The organism is Rhodocytophaga aerolata, assembly GCF_030503435.1.
In the GTDB taxonomy this organism is placed as follows: domain Bacteria; phylum Bacteroidota; class Bacteroidia; order Cytophagales; family 172606-1; genus Rhodocytophaga; species Rhodocytophaga aerolata.
In genome coordinates, this window is sequence record NZ_JAUKPO010000026.1 from 1 (window position 1) to 21,170 (window position 21,170).

Consider the following 21,170-nt stretch of genomic DNA (forward strand, 5'->3'; position numbering starts at 1 on the left):
GAAATAGTCACAGTAGCATTACTAGTCCGGTTCCAGGCGAAAGCCGGCAAAGAAAGGGAAATTGAAGATTTCCTTCGTTCAGCTTTATCTCTTGTTGAACAAGAATCAGATACGATTACCTAGTATGCGATTCGATTAGGAACATCTACATTTGGTATTTTTGATACTTTTCCTGATGAAGCAGGCCGTCTGGCATACCTGGCTGGAAAAGTAGCGGAAGCATTACTGGCTAAGGTCCTAGACCTGCTAGCCCAGCCGCCTGTAATAGAATCTGTAGATATATTGGCGCAAAGGCAGCTGAAAGTAAATCTATGGTCTGTGACTAGTATAACTTGAAGACAATCATTTAATTTAACCTGCTGTAGATCATAGGGATTCTAATTTGCATAGTAAGGCCCACCGTTTTTAGACAGAAACTAAGAAGAAAATCCTACCGTCTTGTATTGTTACGAGTTGAGACAAAGTACATTCTAGATCACTTCATGTAGTAGAAACTGCCGTAACAAATACTCATGAAATTTAGCTAACATAACCTTGATTGATTTTACCAGCTTTTGTCTCTGCTGCCATTATGGCTGATTTTGCAGGGAGTGGATAAAGAAAGAGTTCTGAAATATATTTTATATAAACAGCCATCACTATAAAACAATCGCGTACTGGTATTATTCTGTAAAAAGGAGCAAAATCCACTTACGTTAACAGAGAAGTGTATTTGCCTAAAGGAAGTTAAAACGAAGATATGGGTAATTGAGCTTATTAATTTATATCAAACTCTTGACTATATAGCTACACAATCTTATCAGCGATTGTTCTTCTATTATCAGGTAAAAGAAACAATAATTACTTGCTATAATGTCCATGAGTGGCGAATACATTTTATGATAGCTGATATTGGCCAACATAATAGTGTTTTTTCAGATATCAGTATATGTGTATTTGAAGGAAAATGTATGGCTGAAGAAGAATGTGAAGTAGCCATGAAAAGAGAAAGTGCATAATAACGTGAAATATGTGTTGATTTATATAGGCTAAAGGTAATAATTGCTCATACGAATACATAGGCTGTTTTCCTACCATCAGTAAGGGTGCTTACCAAATACTATTATTCATTTCTTAAAGATTTTACCGGATTAGCTATAGCTGCTTTGATAGCCTGAAAACTTACTGTAAGGGAAGTGATAGTAACTACTAATACGCCTGTAACTATGAAAATCCACCATTCTACGCGTATACTGTAAGCAAAATCTTGCAGCCATCTATGCAAGGCATACCAGGCAATGGGAGAGGAGATAACAAATGAAATGAGAACAAGCTTGAGAAAGTCTGAAGAAAAGAGCAGAACAATATGAGCAACCGAAGCGCCCAGTATTTTCCGGACCCCTATCTCCTTAGTTCTTCTTTCTGCCGTATGGGTTGCCAGGCCAAATAAGCCCAGGCAGGAAACCATAATGGCAAGTATAGAGAAATAAAAGACAATGCGAGCGGTGTTTTGCTCTGTACGGTATTGCTTTTCAAGCATCTGGTCTACAAACTGGTAATCCAGGGTAGCCAGCACATTGTATCTTTTATGTACTTGCTCAATAGCGGAAATAGTTTCTTTTACCCCATTAGGTTTTGCTTTTACAAATAATCCCGAAATGGATTCTTTTGGCCAGTAGCGGAAAAGCAAGGGTGCAATAGCGGTTGTCATAGGCCGGTAATGAAAATCGTTTACTACCCCAATTACAGTACCCTCTACATCCCAGAACCTGATTTTTTTTCCTATCGCCTCCTCAATCGTCCAGCTCATTTGTCTAGCAGCTATTTCGTTAATGATAAAGGCTGAAGAAGTATCTGTTGTAATGGCCGGATTGAAATTTCTGCCGGCAAGCAACCTCATTCCCGTGGTGGTAAGAAAATCAGGATCTATATTCAGATGGGTGATTAAAATAGAAGCGCCGGGTGGTTGTGTCTCCCATGTAAAATGGGTGGTAGATTGGTTAACATCTACCAGATTGCCAGAGGTGCTTGCTACACCGGCAATGCTGGGTAGTTTTTCTAAATCCGTTTTTATCACAGAGGCTTTGTTGCGCAGCTCTTCAGGTAGATATACATGCAATAACTGAGACTTATCGAAACCCAGGTTTTTGTTTTGCATGAATGCTAATTGTTTGTAAATGACAATCGTTCCGGTAATCAGTATCACCGATAAAGCAAACTGACTCACGACCAGACTCTGCCTGAAAAACTGCGCTGACTGCTGAGATTGGAAGCCTTTTAAGACTTTTGCCGGATTAAAATGAGACAGGTACAAGGCAGGATAGATGCCAGCCAGCAAGCTTACAAGGAGCGTGAAACCTAGCAGGGCGAACACAAAAGCAGGATCAGTGAAAGGAACAGCAAGTGATTTTCCGGCAATCTCGTTGAGTATAGGCAAAAACAACTGCAAGAGAAGGAAAGAAAGCATTACAGCGATTACAGTCATACTTGAGGCTTCACTCAAGAACTGAACAATGAGCTGTTTGCGTAAAGCACCAATCGCCTTCCGCACACCTACTTCTTTGGCCCGGCTCATGGCACGAGCCGTGGAAAGGTTAATAAAATTGAACACGGCAATCAGTAATATAATCGTACCTACAGCCATGAAAACCCGTACATAGGTGATATTTCCCCTTTTTCCCCAGTCAGTATGAAAGTCAAAATCCGAGTAGAGATAAATAGCGGATAAGGGTTGCAAAGAAAGGGTAGTAGCATTGGTCAACTTAATGTGTTTTTGCAGGTAATTTTTCAGCTTCTCCTTCAATGCTGCCACATCTGCATCCTGACTGACTAAAACATAGGTCTGGTAATCATTGCTCTGCCATTTGTAGTTGTCAGAATGGAGTTCATCGTAGCGGCAGGATAGCAATACATCAAACTGAATTTGCGAATGTAATGGCGGATTCTCAGCTACCCCTGAGAGAGTTAACAGCCGTCCATCTTTCAGCTTTATTTGCCGGCCCAGAATATTGCCGGCCTGCATCCAGTTTTCACGGAAAAACTTTTGAGCCAGGGTTTCACTAATCACCACCTCATCCGGATGTAACAGTACCTTTTGAGGATTTCCCTGAATAAGTTTAAAATCAAATACCTGAAAGAAAGAGTTATCCGTTACCAGTATGTTTTCAGGCTCAATAACTTTTTCACCTGTTTGCAGATTTCCGGCCCACCAGGCTTCACTGATGCGGCACGTCTGCTGTATTTCGGCGAAGTCAGTTTTCAATGATGGTGCCAGTGGACCAGGGGTGGAAGCTACATCATACAAAGTTCCGGCCTGGGTTTGTTGTTCCACCACCCGGTAAATATGCCGGTAGTTTGTGTGGAAACGGTCAAACTTGTATTCATCCCAGATATAAAGCCCAATGGTAATACAACAGGCAAGCCCAATAGAAAGGCCTCCGATATTAATACATGAATAAGCTTTCTGCCTGATTAGGTTGCGGAAGCCTACTTTCAAGTAGTTTGCGATCATATGAGAAGTATTTGCTTGTGAATAGTGGTTAATTTTGGAGAAGGGCTTTCGCTTAGGCAAAGGCCTGAGAAAAGTAAAGGCATTTAGGAAATACAGCCAATTAGCTGTTCTCTCACCCTTTTCCTCTACCCAATGTACATACAATTCTAGCATATCGCCCTGCACCTCCTCAAACTGATCCTCTGGCAACTGCCATTGGAGGAATTTGTCTATCCAAGAAGGTGGTTGAAATTTATGCCTATCTTGATTCATGGAAGCCTTTTAGAATCGTTTGATTATATAAATCTCAGATTACATTACTCATTTCGTAAGGACTTGACCGGATTGGTCATCGCTGCTTTTATTGATTGAATACCCACGGTTACTACTGTTATCAGCAAAGCAGCCACTCCGGCAATCAAAAACACGCCTACACCTATATCCGTGCGGTACGCAAAATCTTCCAGCCATTTGCTCATTACATACCAGCCAACCGGGCTAGAAATCACAAAGGCAAGGATTACGAGCTTGAGGAAATCTTTACTGAGCAAACCTACAATTTGTAGTACACTGGCACCCATAACTTTCCGGACACCAATTTCTTTTGTACGCTGTACGGCCATAAAAGAGATTAGTCCATATAAACCCAGGCAACTAACAAAAATGGCTATTCCTGAAAAGATATTCAGCAGGTAAAATGTACGGGTTTCTCTCCCATATGCCCCATTAAGCGTTTCATCCAGAAACTGGTAGCTAAAGAGCTGATCGGGAAATGCAAGAGTCCATACTTGCTCAATATGCACTAATGCTTTTTGTAAGGAGGCCTTGGATGAAGTCATCTTAATGCCCGCCTGAAAGAAAAACTGCGGATTGATTCCAATAATGGTTGGATCAATTTTCTGGTGAAGGGAATTTACATGAAAATTACGGGCTACACCTACCACCTGCAAGGGTTGATCTCCATTTTTGATAATTTTACCAAGGGCAGCTTGCGGAGTATGAATGCCCATGCGTTGCATAAATACTTCGTTGATTACAATCTGTGAAGTATAATCTACGTCGGGTAAACCTTTTCCGGCAAGGAGATCTATACCGTAGGTTGGGATAAAATGAGCATCCGCTAATTTAAATTGAGTCCGGATTTTTACCTCTCCCTCTGATGTCTGGTAAACTAGTTCACCCATAAAATTGCTTTCTGCCGAAGGGCTGTTGAAAGAAAAACTCACCTTCGAGATTTCTGGCAGGCGGGTTAGTTGTACTTGCAGGTGCCGAAGTTTATCTATATCCTGAGTAGGTATCGGCACAATAATGATGGATTCTTTATTAAATCCCAGGTCTGCATGTTTAAATAAATCTATTTGGCGGGCAACGATGGCTGTTCCGATGATGAGTACCAGGGAGATTGTGAATTGAAGTACAATCATGGTTTTGGCAAGGGAACTACCTCCCATGCGGCTGGAAGTAACTTTGTTTTTTATTGCCTGCACTGGCCTAAAGGAGGATAGCACAAAGGCTGGATAAAAGCCAGATATAAAGCTTACCAGCAAAAAGGTAGTTATTATCAAAAGCCATACTACCGGATGCAGCGCAAATTGTCTTGTTACCGGAATATCTAGTAATGAAGCAACAGAAGGCAGAAGTAAAAGGGAAATTCCTATAGCCAGCAGCAAAGCTATCAATGTCATAGTGCTGGTTTCACTTAAGAATTGTAAAATTAATTGTCCCCGGCTACTGCCTAATACTTTACGGATTCCTACTTCTCTGGACCGTTTGATGGCCTGTGCTGTGGCCAGATTAATAAAATTGACACAGGCGGTTAGAATAAGGAATACCCCTATAACCACCATGATATAAATAGTTTTCCACTCCACAGACCTGCCACTGTAATTTCCATTAAAATGTAATTCTCTCAGGGCTAATAATGAGCTTCCTCTTGTTTTGGATATGCCTCCACCATGATATTTTTCCCACATGCTGGGGAAGCGGCTTGCTATGGTTTGTGGTTTGGTGCCGCTTGCCAGAAGCACATAGGTTTGAGCATTATCACTCCACCCACGCCATTCATCCGGGTTGAAGTTCTTATCAAGGCTTTTTTGAGTAGGAAAGGAAACAAGTATATTAAATGGAAAATTGGTATTCGACGGTAAGTCTTTTAGAATACCAGTAATTTTCAGATTAACCACATGGTCAATCTTAATTGTCTGCCCCAGGATATGCTCTATAGTAGCGTTTCCAAAGTACTTTCGGGCATACGAATGGGTAAGTATCACCGTGTTTGGCTCGGATAGGGCGGTTGTAGGATTTCCGGCTATCCACTGGTAATCAAATATTGTAAATAAGTTATTATCTACAAAAGCAATGGGTTCTTTGAATTTAGCATTTTTTCCATTTTTATCGCCAACAGAAAGTAGCCTGCTATCATTAAAATTGATAGTAGTTACCTGCCTAATTTCAGGAAAATCTGTGCGTAAGGCGGTTGCCACACCCAAAGGTGCACCAGAGTAGGTATCTGTACCCTCAGGTGAGATTTTTTGCGTTTCCACCCGGTAAATGCGATCTGCATTTGTGTGGTAGTTATCGTAGGAAAGTTCGTGGATAATGACAATGCAGAGTAATAGGCAGCAAGTGAGGCTTAGGGTAAGACCTGTTAAATTAATGGCAGAATAGCTTTTATTTTTCAAAAGCGTTCGCCAGGTAGTGATAAAATAATTTCGGAGCATATCAATGGGGTTTGCTTGTGAGTATGGACTGAGTTTGTGTTGAAAAGATTTTGCCCGTTTGGGCAAAGGCCTCAGAAACGTAAGGGCATTGAGCAGATACATCCGGTCAGCTTTTCTTTGGCCCATTTCTTTCACCCACTGCGCATATAATTCATGCATATCTCCCTGCACTTCCTCAAACTGCTCTTCCGGCATGCGCCAGCGAAGAAAAGCATCTATCCTTTTGGGCGGTTGAAACATATCTGGCGGCTGGCTCATACAAGTTCGGATTAGGTTATACTCTTCACTCTATTCGTTACGCAGCACATTAACCGGGTTATTCTGGGCGGCTTTTAAAGTTTGTGACCCAATCATACTAATAGCTAAAAGCATAACCACACCTACCCCTGAAAATAACTCACCTATTCCAATAGGTTGATGGTAGACAAATTCTCGTAAAATCACCTGGTTAAAAAACAAGTAGGTTAAAGGCAACGCAATAAAGGCGGCGATCAGTAGCAGAATAAAAAATCCTTTACTTAGATGGTAAATCAGGCTAAACTCACTTGCGCCTAACACTTTGCGGATACTCAATTCTTTCAGCCTGGTTTCGGTGCTGTATACCACCATGCCAAATAACCCTACTGAAGCAATGCTAATGGCCAGAAATGCCAGAAAACCAATAATCTTTATCATCACCGAATACTGGCTATACGCTTGTTCAATTTGATCATCATAGAAGTTAGCTTCCAGCGGATGTACCTGGTCAATGTTGCTACAGGCCGCCTCAATACTTTCCATGGTAGCTGGCAAATCCGAAGAAAGGATTTTTACATTCAGGTAGCCGCCGGGTTCGTTGGAATACCGGAGAATGGTAGGTTCTATATTTTTATCAAGTGTCCCATAATGAAAATCTTTTACTACGCCTATAATGGTTAGTTTTTTCCCTTTCACAGTCAATGCTTCACCCAGTGCTTGCTCAGGAACTCGTTTGCCTATGTTAAAGCGGTTCAATACCTGCTCATTTACAATTACTTCATCTTCTGATATGGCATTTGCTTTGGCACTGAAATTTTTTCCGGCCAGAAATGTATGCTGGTGTAGCGGTAAATACTGTTCATCCACAATATTTATCCAGACGTTGGCAGAATCCACCGGATCTTTGTATTTCATGGAGCCACCATACAGGTTGCCCAGGCTGCTCACTAGTAGGGATGTAGATACATTTTGTACAGTTGGTACTTGCGCCAGTTCATTTTTCAGTAGTTTGCTGGAATTGCCCTGAAGCCGGATATTGAGAATATTTTCTGTAGAGAAACCTAGGTCATACGCGAGGAAAGACCGATACTGGTTGTAGCCAATAATGGTAGTTGTAATGAAAATGAGAGAAAATGTATACTGCACCACAATTAATATTTTGCGTAAGGCAACATGATAAAATAACTTCAGCGATGCGTTTTTGAATACCTGAATGGCGTTGATGCGAGAGAAAAATAAGGCAGGCAATATTCCTGCTGTAATTCCCACCAATATAGCCAATGCCACAAAATAACCAATGAGCCTAGTCGAAAGCTCCAGTTTAAAAAGATCAGCTGCCTGGGCTGCAAGAGATAGAAACTGGATACGCAGCAACAAAAACAGCAGAAAAGAAAAAACCAGCGCAACCAATGCAATCACGATGGCTTCTGTGATAAACTGAACCAGTACCTGGCTTTTTGCCGCCCCAATCATTTTGCGAATGCCCACTTCTTTGGATCGGCGCAAGGCACGGGCAATAGAGAGATTGGTATAATTAAAACAAGCACTCAGCATCACAATAAGCGCCAAACCTACCAGTACCCACCTGGCCGCATTATTAAAATAAGTAGGTCCAATGGGGTTTACCAAACTTTCTCCACTTGAAATTTCCTTCAAAGATTGAAGCGACAGGGTAATTTTTCGGTTGGTGATACGTGCATTTTGGGCAGCACTTAACTGGTTGAGATTCGCCTGAACGGCTTCAGGGTTTCCATTCGGTGGTAGTAACAGATAGGCATAATTCATGAAAATATTTTCCCAGGCAAAAAAATCTCCATCACCAGTATCTGGCTTCTGCAATTCAACAGTGGCAAAAGAAACGAGAGCTTCAAATTGAAGATGAGACAGCTTGGGAACATCTTTCATCACGCCGGTTACGATATAAATTAAGGTATCAAATTGTATCTGTTGGCCTAGTACATCTACCCGTCCGAATAGCTTTTTAGCCGTTTTCTCCGTCAGTACCAGAGAATAAGGTTCTTTTAGCGCCGTAACCGGATCACCTTGCAGCAAGGGAAACGTAAATACCTCGAAAAACGACTCACTGGCCCATAGTCCGGAAAGAGAAATTCTGGTATCTTTTATTATAGCTTCTCCCCCAAATCCCCTGCGAAGCAGGGCTACTAATTCCACACCGGCCACTGTTTCTTTGATTTGTTTTCCGGCTTTTACGGAACTAGAAGCCAGGTGCATTTCCGGTTGTCCTGCGAACTGATCTGTAGTGATCACCCTGTAGATACGATCTTTCTTCTGGTGAAAATCATCCAAAGAGAATGTATCTGAAATCATGGTGATAATGAGCAGCCCCACCGACATACTGATGGCCAGGCCAAAAATGTTGATGAAGGAGAATGCTTTTTGACGGGTGAGATTCCGCAAGGCAATAATCAGGTAGTTGAATAGCATATCCAGGAAATTTGCTTGTAGATAAGGTCTGTGAGTGGAGTAATGATTTTCTTTTCCTTTAGGCAAAGGCCTCAGAAAAGTTAGTGTATTGAGCAGGTACAGCCAACTTGCTTTTCGTTTACCTACATCTTTCACCCACTGACTATATAGTTCGTGCATATCGCCCTGCACCTCTTCAAACTGATCGTCCGGTAAGCGCCATTGCAGAAAGCGGTCTAACCAAAAAGGTGGCTGATTGGTGTTTTTCATAAAGTAGAAGGGCGCAGGGGTTTAGGAATCAACTGCCACAACTCTTCCCGCACCTGCCGGATTTCTGATAAGATAGTAATGCCATAGGCTGAGATGGTGAAAATGCGTTTCCGGCGGCCACCCCGCTCAGCAGTAACCCCACCCACAACAGAAGTAACCAAGCCTTTCTCCTCCAGCCGGTAGAGCACCACATGTACAGCGCTTAAGATGACCATACGGCCTGTGCGCTGTTGAATATCTTGCATAATAGCTGCTCCATATGCTTCACCCTGCAGATGAGCCACTGTTAAGAGCACAAGTTCTTCAAACTCGCCTAAGTATAATTTTCCCATGGCATGCAAAGAATTTAATTATCTTCATATTTGTTTAACAAATGCCTTGCCAAGAGATAAAATAGGCCTTATTACGTCGTTAAGGCCCTTTTGTTTATAGAAGCTTTGCAGTAAGTGTCCGGAAGCGGACAATGCTGTGTTCATTTTCAGCACAGTGATGAAAGCACAGACCTGGATTAATTGGTGCTACAACTAAATTTTGAAATAGTTGTATAGGCACTTCAATCTCTACTGGATTTGTTTGAATACAATTAAAAAAGGTGCTACCATTAATCTATAAAATTATAGAAAATGAAAAAGCTATTTTCGTAAGGCGATACTCAATTTGATGAGTAACTCTCAAAAAATATAAGCGGAATTTCTATACAATTACAGTCTTTTCTGTAAACATAGGTTTTACCGGCTAAGGAACTTTGTAAATCTTTTGAAGGATACAAAGTAATTAATCTGACTGCAATTGTATCATTTAGTTTTCTTTCTTGAACAGGAGATTTTTCCAATAAGAAAGATATTTGTTCTATATCCCTTTCCTCTTTTCCTTCTATATAGTTCAGTCCTATCCAGAAAAAAAAGAATGAGCTCTATTTTGTCTGTAAGAGATGGCTGAAAATAATTGACAAATTGTTTGGAGATGACCGATCGGTCATTTATATTTGTGTCATCAAGAACAAGAAAATGACAAAAGCAGAACGAACCAGGCAATTAATTCTTGAAAAAGCCGCTCCGCTTTTTAATACGAAAGGTGTAGCAGGCACTTCTTTAAGTGATATTCTGGAGGTAACTAAACTAGCCAAAGGAAGTCTGTATGTGCATTTTGAAAACAAGGAAGACTTGGCTCATGAAGTGGTTGATTATCAACTTGACCGGCTTGCAAATGTGGTAGAAACAGCCATGAGCCGGAAAAAAACGGCTAAAGAGAAGTTATTCGCCTACATTGATTTGTATCTGGACCCCTTGAATCCGCCAATCATCGGCGGCTGTCCACTGCTCAATTTTGGCATGGAAGCCGATGATACCGATGAAGTGATCCGGAAGAAAGTACATCAGTTAGTGGAAAAAGCCCAACAAAATATTCGAAGCATTGTGGAGAGGGGCATTGAAACTGGTGAGCTTAAATCAGACTGGGATGCCAAAGAGTTTGCTACCACGATGTTCGCCATGGTGGAAGGAGGAATTATGATGTCACGGATAGCAGGAAACAACAAAGCTATGCAAGTAATTGCTCGTTCCTTAAAAAATGAAATTGAAGAAAAAGTAAACTAATTTTTTTTGCATAGAATATGACCAATCGGTCATTAAATGGTATTTTGAATAAATATGCAATCTTATTTTTTTATCAATAAATGACCGATCGGTCGTAACAATACAATTTAAACTTAATACTAATGAAAACCATGAAACAAAAAGTTGTCTTTGCCATGCTGATGGGTATCATCACAACTGGAATTGTATCTTTTACACTTATTGTTGTAAACCGGGGATTTGCTCCCGGATTTGCCTCAATCTGGATGAAGTCTTGGGCTATAGCTTACTTTATAGTAATCCCAATTATTCTGATCGTTTCACCCGGCGTTCAGCGTGTAGCAAGTTATTTATGCAAGGAGCAGACATATGCCACATCAGACAAATAAAGAGAAGATGGAGGTTCTTTATCTGTTTTTTTATGAGCCTCCATCTTCTGGCTGGTAACTAAGTTCAAATTGGTAAGAGTTGGCCACTAAGAATCAAAATGTGACTCTTCTAAACATTCCCTCGAAAGTAAATTTAATAAGTATACAATAAATTCATACAACCATGAAAAATGATCAAGTAGATTCCGCAATTACAAGTACAACGTCTGAAGCAACTCAGCAGACCTCTTTTAAAAAAGCCATTTATACGGCCAAAACACATACTACTGGAGGCAGGGAAGGGGCATCGCGTAGTTCAGATGGTCAGCTAGATGTTAAACTCGCTACTCCAGGCACGACACGCATTGGTACTAATCCGGAGCAATTGTTTGCCGCTGGCTGGTCGGCGTGTTTTGAAGGGGCCTTAGGGAAAGCTGCCCATGACAGAAAGGTGAAACTTCCAGCCAATACAGCTATCGACGCAGAGGTAGATTTGTGTCTGGTAGATGGACAGTACTTCCTGCAGGCGCGACTCAACGTTAGTCTGCCAGGTTTGGAACGTGAAGTAGCCCAAGCCCTTGTGGATACTGCACACCAGATTTGCCCTTATTCCAAAGCCACCCGTGGCAACATTCCGGTCGCCATTAATCTGATTTAATTTATTGCTTACCGATGTGCGTCAGCTCAGTAGATAGGCAAAGACTAGTTCACATTTCTTGGAGACTACATTATTTCAGGAGATTGTTCTAAACTACATAATCCACTGATGAATTTTGCAGCCTATTCCAAACAATAGGTAGTGTATAACACTAATTACCATTAAATGACCGATAGGTTATAAAATATTAATTTAAACAAAAACACAATGAAAACTCAAAAAGTATGGTTTGTTACTGGAGCCTCACGTGGCTTTGGTTTAGAAATTGTGAAGGCAGCCTTAGCAGTCGGAGATCAGGTTGTGGCTACTGTCCGAAAAAATCCCGAACAGGTGTCTGCTACTCTCGGGAATCACCAAAATTTGCAGGTGGTAGTACTGGATGTAACAAAGGTAGGGCAAGTAAAAGAAGGGGTTGAGCAAGCTATTGCTCACTTTGGTCAGATTGATGTATTAGTTAACAATGCAGGGTATGGTTTCTTAGGGGCTTTTGAAGAGGCCACAGAGGAAGAAATCAGCCGGCAATTTGAAACCAATGTGTTCGGTTTACTGCGCGTGACTCAGGCCATCTTGCCATATATGCGGCAACGGGCAACTGGCCACATCATCAATTTTTCCTCTGCTTTTGGCTATCGGGCTACAGTCCCAGGATTTGGTTTGTACGGTTCCACTAAATTTGCAGTAGAGGGAATTTCTGAAGGATTGGCTTTAGAAGTAAATCCTTTAGGTATCCATGTAACTTCTTTAGCACCTGGACTATTCAGTACGGATTTTCTGTCCGGGGATTCTTATGTAGTTGGTGCCAATGTACTGGAAGCATATGCCCCGACGGTAGGGCGGACAAGAGTCAATGCAGGGCAAATTCACGGGAATCAGCCTGGTGATCCAGCCAAACTGGCCCAAGTAGTGATGGAGTTAGCCAACAGCCAGACACCTCCAGTTCATCTACCTGTTGGTAAAGATGCGGTTGCATACTTCCGGTCAAAGGTAGCCACGATGGAAGCGGAAGTAGATGCTTGGGAAAGTATTTCAGCAAGCACAGATCGGGAAATTGAACCAGCTTTCCCAAAATCATAGGAAATTCCACCAGTAGCATTTATCAGTCTTCATCCTACATTCCTATATAAATTAAAAGTTGGTCTGGCATTCGGTTAGTTCCAGCCAACGGTCTTTCAGTCATTATCCTTTCTAATAAACGCATTATCTTATGAAAACCATTCTTTTAATTGCCTTTTCAATGGTCGGCTTGGTCTTTCAAGCGGTTAGTCAACATACCACTGCACAACAAATCCGGGGATCAGAGTCTATTTTGCCACTGCCTTCCGAGCCACCTCCTAAACTGCTTGTGGATCCGCCGCTACCTGGTCCTTTAGCACAAGGCAAAGTGATTATTCCTTACCAGACGGAAAATCTGCGTATTGTGCCTGTCTTTGGTGAGACTGCCCTGGATGTTTCTCCGCGCATTGGTCACTTACATATTACGGTAGATAATACACCCTGGCATTGGGCCCATGCCAGCAATGACCAGCCACTTATTATTGTAGGTTTGCTACCTGGGCCACACCATGTTTTAGTGGAGATGGCGGATGCAAGCCACCAAGTAATCGAAAGTAAGGTTATTTCTTTTACAATTCCGGATTCCAAGCAAATGGAGATTTCTCAGCATGACCAACATTGAGCAGGAACTTTTGTTCTCACCTGTATTTGGAATTCTACTTGATAATCTAAATACAGGTGAGCAAATTATTGGTTTAAATTTCAATGAATAAGCTATTATTAATTCTGTAAAGTTTGCCAGGAGCTAGACCTTGATTAGATATATGCCTATCTTAGGTATAACAGAAAGAGAGTTGAACAAAGTTAGCAAGCAGTGTAAAAAAACAACAGGCAATAGAGTTAATATATATCCCTAAGCCTGGTGCTACTAAATAGGTAACTAATATGGAAGTACATTCCACATCCGGCGTATATCTATTAGGAATAAAAAATTCTGTGGAGGAGCCTTTGCTTAAGCCTGCTCAATTTGCACAATATACTATACTATTCATTCAGGAAGGAGAAGGTATTTTCCATGCTGACGTTGGGGCATTTCCTTTTTGCGGACCAGTCCTTCTATTTGCTACCCCGCTACAAGTGATTTATCTGGAGGTAAGCAAGCCCTTTCCGTTTACGGTACTCCAGTTTCACGGCGATTTTTATTGTATAGAATACCATCAGGCGGATGTGGGTTGTAATGGCTTATTGTTTAACAATATTTACCTGGAGCCCTTTGTAAAACTCTCTCCCCAAGAAAGTAAACAATTTGCTCAATTGATGGAACAGCTAGCCGAAGAGCTTCATGCGGCTATTCCCTCTCAAATGGTATTGCAGGCTTGTTTGCAATTGTTATTAGCTAAATCGAGCAGTATCAAAAGTAGATCCTTATCAGAGAAACAGGAGCCTACAGACGAGTTGATGGAGCGGTTCCGGCTGTTACTAGACGAGCACTACCTGCATTTACATAAACCTTCGGATTATGCTTCATTATTAGGGTTACCTCCAAATACCTTCACTAAGCGCATCACCAAGTATTTCAAAAAAACGCCTTCCCTGCTAATTCAAGAACGGCTGATTCTGGAAGCTAAAAAAAGACTGCATCTCACTCGCAAGAGTATCAAAGAAATTGCATATGCCTTACAGTTTGGTGATGAATTTTATTTTAGCCGCTTTTTTAAAAAATTAACCGGTGTTTCCCCGCAAACCTTCCGTGATTAGACCGGTATCTCCATCGTGGCAGATTTGTCCAAGTGATATCCATTTTTGTCTATGGTTTACTCTTTATAAGGAAGTTAAATTTGATAGATAAAATTCCGATGCCTGACTAAGGGCAGCTAAAAAGTATAAGACATGTAGAGAACAGAAGCCGGAAGGATTCTATTTTAAAAGTAATGATTTTTGCAATGAAAAATAAAAAAGCAACTATTTCCCCCATTGCTAAAGACAAGGGTCCTGTATTATATAATTGGGGAGATTTACAACAGGAATGGAGTGAAGCAGTAAAGCGTTCAGGTGAAAATTATTTTGAAATTCACCGCATGGATGAACACCATGTAAAAAGTAAGCAACCTGTTGCTCTTTACCGGTTAAATGTGTTCATCATTTTTTTAATTAGCGGTAGAGAAGGCGCTCTGAAGATTGGTTCAGAAGGATATTCCAGGAAACCAGGCATTTTGTGTTTTGTACCTGCGAACAGATTTATTCCCTGTATGTCAAAGATGGATGAACAATCAGGCTATTTTTGTGCATTTACCTCATCATTTTTTGGGCAAAATTTAGCCAATAAAGATAGCTTATTTGAATATCCGTTTTTCAACGTGGAGGAGGGTATTGCTTTGCAACTAGACAATTCGCAAACTGTATATTTTAACAAGCTTTTCCAAGAAATGGAAGAAGCATATCAAACTGAGCATGCCAATAAGGAGAACCTGATAAGGGCATTATTGAATGTGCTCTTGCAAAAAGCCCAACAATTGATAATCGCTAACAGAGATAATTGCCTGGTAGATAACAGCAATGCCGGAGTTCGTTTGACGAAAGCATTTGCCCTACTTTTTGAAAAGGATCTGGAGCCATTAAAAAACTTGCATACAATTGAAATTAAATCTTTGTCTCAGTACGCAACAGCGCTACATGTTACTCAAAATTATCTCAATGACACGATAAAAGCAGTTACCGGACAGACACCTGGAGAAATTATTCGGGAGAGACTCATTAAAGAAGCCTCTCAATTATTGCTTCATACTCAATTAAGTATAGCAGAAATATGTTTCTTATTAAAATTTGAAGATGCTTCTTATTTCTCCCGCTTCTTCAAGCGATATACTGGTGTTACACCCTCTCAATATAGAAAAAAGGAAGAGGTGACGAACGCCCCCTTCTTTGCTAGATTTAGTAATCAGGACTCATCGAAATAAGTGGCTAAAGAAGTGTACATAAAAACAACCATGTGCAAGTGAGCATGCATGAACGTAGCATATATTGATATTTCAATTTCTAGCAAAAGTGAATGCTTATACATAAGACAGAGCGTAATTTTAACCTGAATTTCTTATCTTACCAGGGCAAAAAATACATGATGCTATGTATGAAAGACTGTTTGAACACCTGTTAAGATACATTCACTTGGAAGCAGGAGAGCGAGCGATACTTCTATCACATCTTCAGCTAAAAAAGTTATCCAGAAAAGAATTTCTCTTAAAAGAAGGGCAGGTATGTTCTGGAATGTACTTTGTTATCGAAGGGTGCTTACGTTTATATTCGATTACAGAGAAGGGATCAGAGCAGATCTTACAGTTTGGTATTGAAAATTGGTGGATCAGCGATTATCTTAGTTTTGAAAACAAGTTACCTTCCCCATAATACATACAGGCAGTAGAAGATTCGCAGGTTGCCCTAATTTCCAGGGAGGTATATGAACAATTATTTCATCAAATCCCTGGGCTGGATCGCTATTTCCGGCTAATGATGCAGCGGGCTTATACAGCGGCTTTACGAAAAATAGAAATTCTTCTTTGTCAGTCCGCAGAAACACGTTACGAAGAATTTACAAAGACATTTCCCGGTTTTGTTCAGCGCATTCCCCAATATATGCTGGCTTCTTTTTTAGGATTTACGCCTGAGTTTTTAAGTATGCTCCGTGCAAAAATCAAATAGAGCATTTCTTAAACTACTTTAAGAGAAAAGTCTCAAGCAGGTGCGACCTTTGTTTTCAATAAACACAAGGTACTATGAGCACACTCACATACACCCCAGCAAGCATCCGGGAAAAGCAAGCGCATTTCATTTCCCGGGAAAAGGCATCGGAAAAAGACTGGTTTCCTACTGCCTCGTCCATGCAACATACTACAGACTCTATACAGCCTGCTGATAACAGAAAGCGTATAGTCGTGGTAGGCGGAGGGTTTGCCGGATTAAATCTAATCCAACAATTGGCTACTAATCCCTCTTATCAAATTACCCTGGTAGATAAGAACAATTACAATTCCTTCACACCGCTGCTATATCAGGTAGCAACGGGCTTTCTGGAACCTTCCAGCATTAGTTATCCATTTCGCAAGCTCCTAAGAAATAAGGGAATTACTATCCGGATGGCCCAGCTCTTACGGATAGACTCCCATGCTCAAACACTGTATTTGAGTGATGGGGAACTTTCGTATGATTACCTGGTGCTGGCAGCCGGCACTAAAACGAATTTCTTCGGAAATGAGGCTATCGAGAAAAACGCTATTGCTTTGAAAGGCATGGATGATGCCATTTACATGCGAAATGTGCTGATTCAGACATTGGAAAAAGCAGCTATCGAACAAAATCCTATCGAGCGAAAGAAGCTATTGACCATGGTTGTAGCCGGTGGGGGACCCACAGGAGTGGAAGTGGCAGGAATGCTGGCGGAAATGAAAAATTATATCATTGAAAAGGATTATCCTGAACTGGTGGGTGCAGGCGGACAGATTGTGATAGTGGATGCCCAACCTACTTTACTAACGCCAATGAGTGATAAAACGCATAAGGAAACGTACGAGGCCTTAGTCAATCTAGGTGTAAAAGTAAAGCTCAACACACGGGTAGTAAGTTATGAGAATGAACAGGTGCAGTTTTCCGATGGGGAGATCATAAATGCTAAAACCCTGATATGGGCAGCCGGTGTTATTGCTTGTACCTTTGAAGGTATTCCCCAAACGAGCCTTGGGGCAGGAAAACGGATGGTTACCGATATGTATAACCGGGTAATAGGCTTCGAAAACATCTATGCCATTGGCGACATCAGCCTGCAACAAACAGATCCTCTTTATCCTACAGGCCACCCCCAGCTGGCACAAGTAGCGATACAGCAGGGAACCAGGCTGGCAAAAAATTTTAAGGCGATGGCACGAAACAAACCACTAAAACCATTTACGTATTTTGACCGGGGAGAGATGGCCATTGTTGGACGGCATCATGCGGTGGCTGACCTGTTTAAACATAAGCTGCATTTAAGTGGCTTTTTAGGTTTGCTAGGCTGGCTGTTCATTCATTTGATTTCTCTTGTAAACTATACGAATAAAATCAAGACCCTCTATGGATGGATCATCGCCTATCTGACCAGGGATCAGGCCTTGCGAATGATTTTTAGACCGGCAAGCCGCAAAGAGTTTATTTCACATTGATCTGGTTTACCTGCAATCACTCATTTTATTTAATTTATCCATCAAATCAAGTTTTTAATCACCTAAAATAACTAACACCATGAACCAACGTATTGTCATCAAAGAAGTGGAGCCAAAGGCCTACGAAGCTATGTTTGCCTTTGAAAAATACTTGAGCCGAACCAAACTTACGGCTATTGAAAAGCACCTGATTAAAATTAGAGCTTCCCAGATAAACGGATGTGCCTATTGTATAAACATGCATACTAAAGAGGCAAGAGAGCTAGGGGAAACCGAGCAACGCATTTATGCTCTAAGTGCATGGCGAGATACCCCATATTTTACTGAAAAAGAAAGAGCTATTCTGGCTCTTACGGAAGAAGTTACGCTTATTCATCAAAAAGTGTCAGAAAAAACGTATCAACAAGCAGCCAGACTATTAGATGAGGTGAGTTTAGCACAGGTGATTATGTCCATCATTGGGATAAATGCCTGGAACCGCATCGCCATTAGCACCCATCTAATGCCGCCACTCGAGTAAACCAAGTCCATGGCCTACAAATAAAGTAAGCTAAACTTCCTACATAGACAAATTCCTTTTAAGTACATACTCGCTGTCGATTGAATTGTCAAATAATTTTCTCTAAGAGAATGTCAAGCAGAAAAAAGCTACCAATACGGACAACTCTTTGCAAGTTACTCAAAGGTAAGTGCTAATAGAAGGAGAAGGAAAGCAGACTAAGAAGGCATTCATGAGATTTTCTACAGATTTTTTCATGTGACGCATTATCATCTGTGTCAAGTGCTTGTATTACCGAAGAAAATACCAGACTTCAATAAAATCAACCTATAGTTTTGTAGCACATAATAAGTGATTAAATCAAAAAAGCCTGTTTAAGGCTTTTTTGATTTAATAGATTTTTGTAGTTATTTTTTAAATCACCTATGCTAACTTTTCGTTTTAAAACCGCTCTACTTATTGATGACAATGATGTGGATGCTATGATTCATTCCAGACTTGTCAAAAATTCCTGTTTTGCCGAGGAAATTATTATTAAATATTCTGCAATAGAAGCGCTTGACTACCTATCAAAGAGATTATTTGCCTCACAAGCTTTTCCTGAGATCATTTTTTTAGATGTCAATATGCCGTTGATGAATGGATTTGATTTTTTAACTGAATTAGATAAATTTCCTGCTTCTGTTTGGAAAGAAACAAAGATTATCATGCTCTCTTCTACTATACATAAAGAAGAGATAGCGAAAATACATTCTAATCCGAAAGTATATACTTTTATCTGCAAACCTCTCACCGCACTAGGGTTAATGAAGCTAATGTAAGGTAACCACCCGCAGGAACAGTCCTACTTTAGTGGTAGTTGCCCAAGTAATTTGGTAGAAAAACAGTTGAAGATGATGGCACCCCAATTGAGAACAGAACTGGAGATATTTCCCTGGTAGAATGTTAGTTTATAAAGCGGTCTGACACAAAAACAATTCTGCTCAACTCATCAGATGCCGGTGCATATTCTGATCTATTGGGTGGGCAAGTACCGTAACTCACAGCTTATTAAGCCTACCGCAGACAAAGCAGAGGTTACTAAGGCTAGCAAAAATAATAGTCCTGTTGTTTTATTGTGCAGGTTAGAGAACAGTAGTAAAATTGGTGCTTTTTCTCTATAATAGGCATTTGATCCATTATCATTTGTATCAAATAAAGTTGTCAGCTACTAAGTACTCATTTTGCTTTCCTAATCAAATGGATATTAAAAAGTATTTCTACGTTGCTATTTCTTGCCTAGTACTAGAGGTTGTATCCAGTCTGTATTTGATTGTTAGCAGCTACAAGAGTGACCCTACCGGAGAAGCCATGGGACAAGGATTAGGTTATATAGGCTTGCTTATGAGTATTCTTTTCATAGTTTGTCTTGGAATTAGCTATTCTGCAAATATCCAATGGGCGGTTTCTACTATCTCTATCCTGGTTGCTTTACCCATTCTAGCACTAGTAATGTATCAAGTGAAAGATTTAGTGGATAAGCATACTACGAAAATGGCACATGATAAATTTGAGCAGGGTGAAGACATTTTTCCCAAGGGAACTCCTACATATTTAGCAAAAGCGATAGCTGCTAATGATACAGGAGCAATAAAAACATTAATCTCTCAAGGAGCTCAACTGAATCAAAGCAGTAATTCTGGGAGTTCTTATCTACACTATGCTATCCAACTAGCTTGTAAATACGGCCATGATTTAACGCCTGTTTATACGTTACTACAAGCAGGGGCCGACCCTAATTTGGGAGCCCCTCTTTTAGAAGCCTTCTATGCTAATGGTGAAAAAAGCTTGCAAGCCATGGAGTACTTATTACAACATGGGGCAGATCCAAATGTTGAAGATATGTACCAAGTTCCAATCCTGCATAATTGCAGAGATCTAGCTAAATTGAAAATGTTGGTAGCCTATGGTGCCAACTTAAATATAGAAAGCCACTATTGGACCACCAAAGGTTATACGCCTGTTATGTCATTAGTCAATCAGGAAAGCTGGGAAGCTATGCTGTTACTGATCGAACATGGGGCAGATCCAAATCATCAGGCAGCAGATGGATCTACTTTAAAGTTTGCTGCAAAAAAAGCGAAAGATTTATGAAAGTTCTGCGTCTTCTATTCCTACAAAGTTTCTACAGATAGAAGAAAAATTAGGTATACTAAATGTGTCACCTTAGTCTTCCGGCCATCTTAAAATAATAGCTAACACAACGTCAAATTGTGATAAAAAACCTACTAAAGGAGTGAATTTATAGAGATGATTTTTCTCTAAGTGTAGTGATTACAACAGGGAAGCTTTATCTATTGAGATAGATACATCACTCCCAGCTGCCAGAGTCAAAAGGGTACTGCAAGCAGTAATTAATTTACGAGGAAAGCCTGCTCAAATCAGGACTGATAATGGACCCGAATTTATTGCTAGTGAGTTAGACATTTGGTGCGAAAAAGAGAATATCCATCTGCAATACATTCAACCAGGTAAGGCTACCCAGAATGCTGATGGATCATTATGATCCACTTGAACGCTTCAATGGTAGTTTCAGAAGAGATGTGTTGGATGCTTACTTTTTAGAAAGTTTAGCTCAGGTGCGATTACGGACCCAGCGATGCACGATCCTGTCGACACCTCCAGCAGAGGATTGGATGAAGGATTATACCAATCACCGACCTCATCAAACACTGAATAACCTATCGCCAGTTGCTTCTAGAGAAAGGGCTGTGAACAGTGGAAAATTGC

The 21,170-nt window shown here is 40.7% G+C and carries 17 protein-coding genes and 1 pseudogene; 14 read left to right on the top strand and 4 right to left on the bottom strand.

Annotated features, from left to right (window positions below; all coding sequences use genetic code 11):
* Positions 1 to 1,102: 1,102 nt before the first annotated feature.
* Genes Q0590_RS27860 through Q0590_RS27875 form a run of 4 tightly spaced genes read right to left on the bottom strand, consistent with a single transcriptional unit; the run spans position 1,103 to position 9,452 of the window.
* Positions 1,103 to 3,742 (bottom strand): ABC transporter permease, encoded by a 2,640-nt coding sequence (locus Q0590_RS27860; RefSeq protein WP_302040930.1) that lies wholly within the window; start codon positions 3,740 to 3,742, stop codon positions 1,103 to 1,105.
* Positions 3,743 to 3,786: 44 nt separating this feature from the next.
* On the bottom strand, positions 3,787 to 6,447 hold the full coding sequence (locus Q0590_RS27865) for an ABC transporter permease (RefSeq protein WP_302040931.1): 2,661 nt from the start codon (positions 6,445 to 6,447) through the stop codon (positions 3,787 to 3,789).
* 30 nt (positions 6,448 to 6,477) lie between these two features.
* The gene (locus Q0590_RS27870; RefSeq protein ID WP_302040932.1) at positions 6,478 to 9,120 is read right to left on the bottom strand and encodes an ABC transporter permease; all 2,643 of its coding nucleotides are present in this window, start codon (positions 9,118 to 9,120) and stop codon (positions 6,478 to 6,480) included.
* Positions 9,117 to 9,452 (bottom strand): PadR family transcriptional regulator, encoded by a 336-nt coding sequence (locus Q0590_RS27875; RefSeq protein ID WP_302040933.1) that lies wholly within the window; start codon positions 9,450 to 9,452, stop codon positions 9,117 to 9,119. Before Q0590_RS27875 ends, Q0590_RS27870 begins: the two co-directional genes overlap by 4 nt.
* A gap of 675 nt (positions 9,453 to 10,127) precedes the next feature.
* On the opposite strand from Q0590_RS27875, the gene Q0590_RS27880 reads away from it, so the two are divergent.
* The 14 genes and pseudogenes from Q0590_RS27880 to Q0590_RS27935 all read left to right on the top strand — a co-directional run.
* Positions 10,128 to 10,715, top strand: coding sequence for a TetR/AcrR family transcriptional regulator (locus Q0590_RS27880; protein WP_302040934.1), 588 nt, complete (start codon positions 10,128 to 10,130; stop codon positions 10,713 to 10,715).
* A gap of 131 nt (positions 10,716 to 10,846) precedes the next feature.
* Positions 10,847 to 11,083, top strand: coding sequence for a DUF2798 domain-containing protein (locus Q0590_RS27885; RefSeq protein WP_302040935.1), 237 nt, complete (start codon positions 10,847 to 10,849; stop codon positions 11,081 to 11,083).
* 163 nt (positions 11,084 to 11,246) lie between these two features.
* The gene (locus Q0590_RS27890; RefSeq protein ID WP_302040936.1) at positions 11,247 to 11,720 is read left to right on the top strand and encodes an organic hydroperoxide resistance protein; all 474 of its coding nucleotides are present in this window, start codon (positions 11,247 to 11,249) and stop codon (positions 11,718 to 11,720) included.
* A 207-nt stretch (positions 11,721 to 11,927) separates the two neighbouring features.
* Positions 11,928 to 12,794, top strand: coding sequence for an oxidoreductase (locus Q0590_RS27895; protein ID WP_302040937.1), 867 nt, complete (start codon positions 11,928 to 11,930; stop codon positions 12,792 to 12,794).
* Positions 12,795 to 12,924: 130 nt separating this feature from the next.
* A complete protein-coding gene (locus Q0590_RS27900; RefSeq protein ID WP_302040938.1) occupies positions 12,925 to 13,395 on the top strand; it encodes a DUF6130 family protein in 471 nt (156 codons plus the stop codon).
* A gap of 263 nt (positions 13,396 to 13,658) precedes the next feature.
* Positions 13,659 to 14,471, top strand: coding sequence for a helix-turn-helix domain-containing protein (locus Q0590_RS27905; RefSeq protein ID WP_302040939.1), 813 nt, complete (start codon positions 13,659 to 13,661; stop codon positions 14,469 to 14,471).
* A 185-nt stretch (positions 14,472 to 14,656) separates the two neighbouring features.
* Positions 14,657 to 15,670, top strand: coding sequence for a helix-turn-helix domain-containing protein (locus Q0590_RS27910; RefSeq protein WP_302040940.1), 1,014 nt, complete (start codon positions 14,657 to 14,659; stop codon positions 15,668 to 15,670).
* 166 nt (positions 15,671 to 15,836) lie between these two features.
* Positions 15,837 to 16,115 (top strand): Crp/Fnr family transcriptional regulator, encoded by a 279-nt coding sequence (locus tag Q0590_RS37620; protein ID WP_366970530.1) that lies wholly within the window; start codon positions 15,837 to 15,839, stop codon positions 16,113 to 16,115.
* A gap of 368 nt (positions 16,116 to 16,483) precedes the next feature.
* A complete protein-coding gene (locus Q0590_RS27915) occupies positions 16,484 to 17,902 on the top strand; it encodes an NAD(P)/FAD-dependent oxidoreductase (RefSeq protein WP_302040941.1) in 1,419 nt (472 codons plus the stop codon).
* A 79-nt stretch (positions 17,903 to 17,981) separates the two neighbouring features.
* Positions 17,982 to 18,422: a carboxymuconolactone decarboxylase family protein gene (locus tag Q0590_RS27920; RefSeq protein ID WP_302040942.1), complete on the top strand. Its 441-nt coding sequence runs from the start codon at positions 17,982 to 17,984 to the stop codon at positions 18,420 to 18,422.
* Between the two features lie 404 nt (positions 18,423 to 18,826).
* Positions 18,827 to 19,222: a response regulator gene (locus tag Q0590_RS27925; RefSeq protein ID WP_302040943.1), complete on the top strand. Its 396-nt coding sequence runs from the start codon at positions 18,827 to 18,829 to the stop codon at positions 19,220 to 19,222.
* 141 nt (positions 19,223 to 19,363) lie between these two features.
* Entirely contained in the window at positions 19,364 to 19,564 is a 201-nt protein-coding gene (tnpA, locus tag Q0590_RS37790) for an IS66 family insertion sequence element accessory protein TnpA (protein ID WP_417715104.1), read from the top strand.
* A gap of 76 nt (positions 19,565 to 19,640) precedes the next feature.
* On the top strand, positions 19,641 to 20,534 hold the full coding sequence (locus tag Q0590_RS27930) for an ankyrin repeat domain-containing protein (RefSeq protein ID WP_302040944.1): 894 nt from the start codon (positions 19,641 to 19,643) through the stop codon (positions 20,532 to 20,534).
* A gap of 190 nt (positions 20,535 to 20,724) precedes the next feature.
* Positions 20,725 to 20,946: pseudogene (locus tag Q0590_RS27935) on the top strand (DDE-type integrase/transposase/recombinase); the annotation flags it as partial.
* Positions 20,947 to 21,170: the final 224 nt, after the last annotated feature.

What these genes read in the sequence shown, in the direction of transcription:
- Q0590_RS27860 (WP_302040930.1), bottom strand. Translation starts at nt 3,742, where the DNA reads ATGAATCAAGATAGGCATAAATTTCAACCACCTTCTTGGATAGACAAA.
- Q0590_RS27865 (WP_302040931.1), bottom strand. Translation starts at nt 6,447, where the DNA reads ATGAGCCAGCCGCCAGATATGTTTCAACCGCCCAAAAGGATAGATGCT.
- Q0590_RS27870 (WP_302040932.1), bottom strand. Translation starts at nt 9,120, where the DNA reads ATGAAAAACACCAATCAGCCACCTTTTTGGTTAGACCGCTTTCTGCAA.
- Q0590_RS27875 (WP_302040933.1), bottom strand. Translation starts at nt 9,452, where the DNA reads ATGGGAAAATTATACTTAGGCGAGTTTGAAGAACTTGTGCTCTTAACA.
- Q0590_RS27880 (WP_302040934.1), top strand. Translation starts at nt 10,128, where the DNA reads ATGACAAAAGCAGAACGAACCAGGCAATTAATTCTTGAAAAAGCCGCT.
- Q0590_RS27885 (WP_302040935.1), top strand. Translation starts at nt 10,847, where the DNA reads ATGAAACAAAAAGTTGTCTTTGCCATGCTGATGGGTATCATCACAACT.
- Q0590_RS27890 (WP_302040936.1), top strand. Translation starts at nt 11,247, where the DNA reads ATGAAAAATGATCAAGTAGATTCCGCAATTACAAGTACAACGTCTGAA.
- Q0590_RS27895 (WP_302040937.1), top strand. Translation starts at nt 11,928, where the DNA reads ATGAAAACTCAAAAAGTATGGTTTGTTACTGGAGCCTCACGTGGCTTT.
- Q0590_RS27900 (WP_302040938.1), top strand. Translation starts at nt 12,925, where the DNA reads ATGAAAACCATTCTTTTAATTGCCTTTTCAATGGTCGGCTTGGTCTTT.
- Q0590_RS27905 (WP_302040939.1), top strand. Translation starts at nt 13,659, where the DNA reads ATGGAAGTACATTCCACATCCGGCGTATATCTATTAGGAATAAAAAAT.
- Q0590_RS27910 (WP_302040940.1), top strand. Translation starts at nt 14,657, where the DNA reads ATGAAAAATAAAAAAGCAACTATTTCCCCCATTGCTAAAGACAAGGGT.
- Q0590_RS37620 (WP_366970530.1), top strand. Translation starts at nt 15,837, where the DNA reads ATGTATGAAAGACTGTTTGAACACCTGTTAAGATACATTCACTTGGAA.
- Q0590_RS27915 (WP_302040941.1), top strand. Translation starts at nt 16,484, where the DNA reads ATGAGCACACTCACATACACCCCAGCAAGCATCCGGGAAAAGCAAGCG.
- Q0590_RS27920 (WP_302040942.1), top strand. Translation starts at nt 17,982, where the DNA reads ATGAACCAACGTATTGTCATCAAAGAAGTGGAGCCAAAGGCCTACGAA.
- Q0590_RS27925 (WP_302040943.1), top strand. Translation starts at nt 18,827, where the DNA reads ATGCTAACTTTTCGTTTTAAAACCGCTCTACTTATTGATGACAATGAT.
- Q0590_RS27930 (WP_302040944.1), top strand. Translation starts at nt 19,641, where the DNA reads ATGGATATTAAAAAGTATTTCTACGTTGCTATTTCTTGCCTAGTACTA.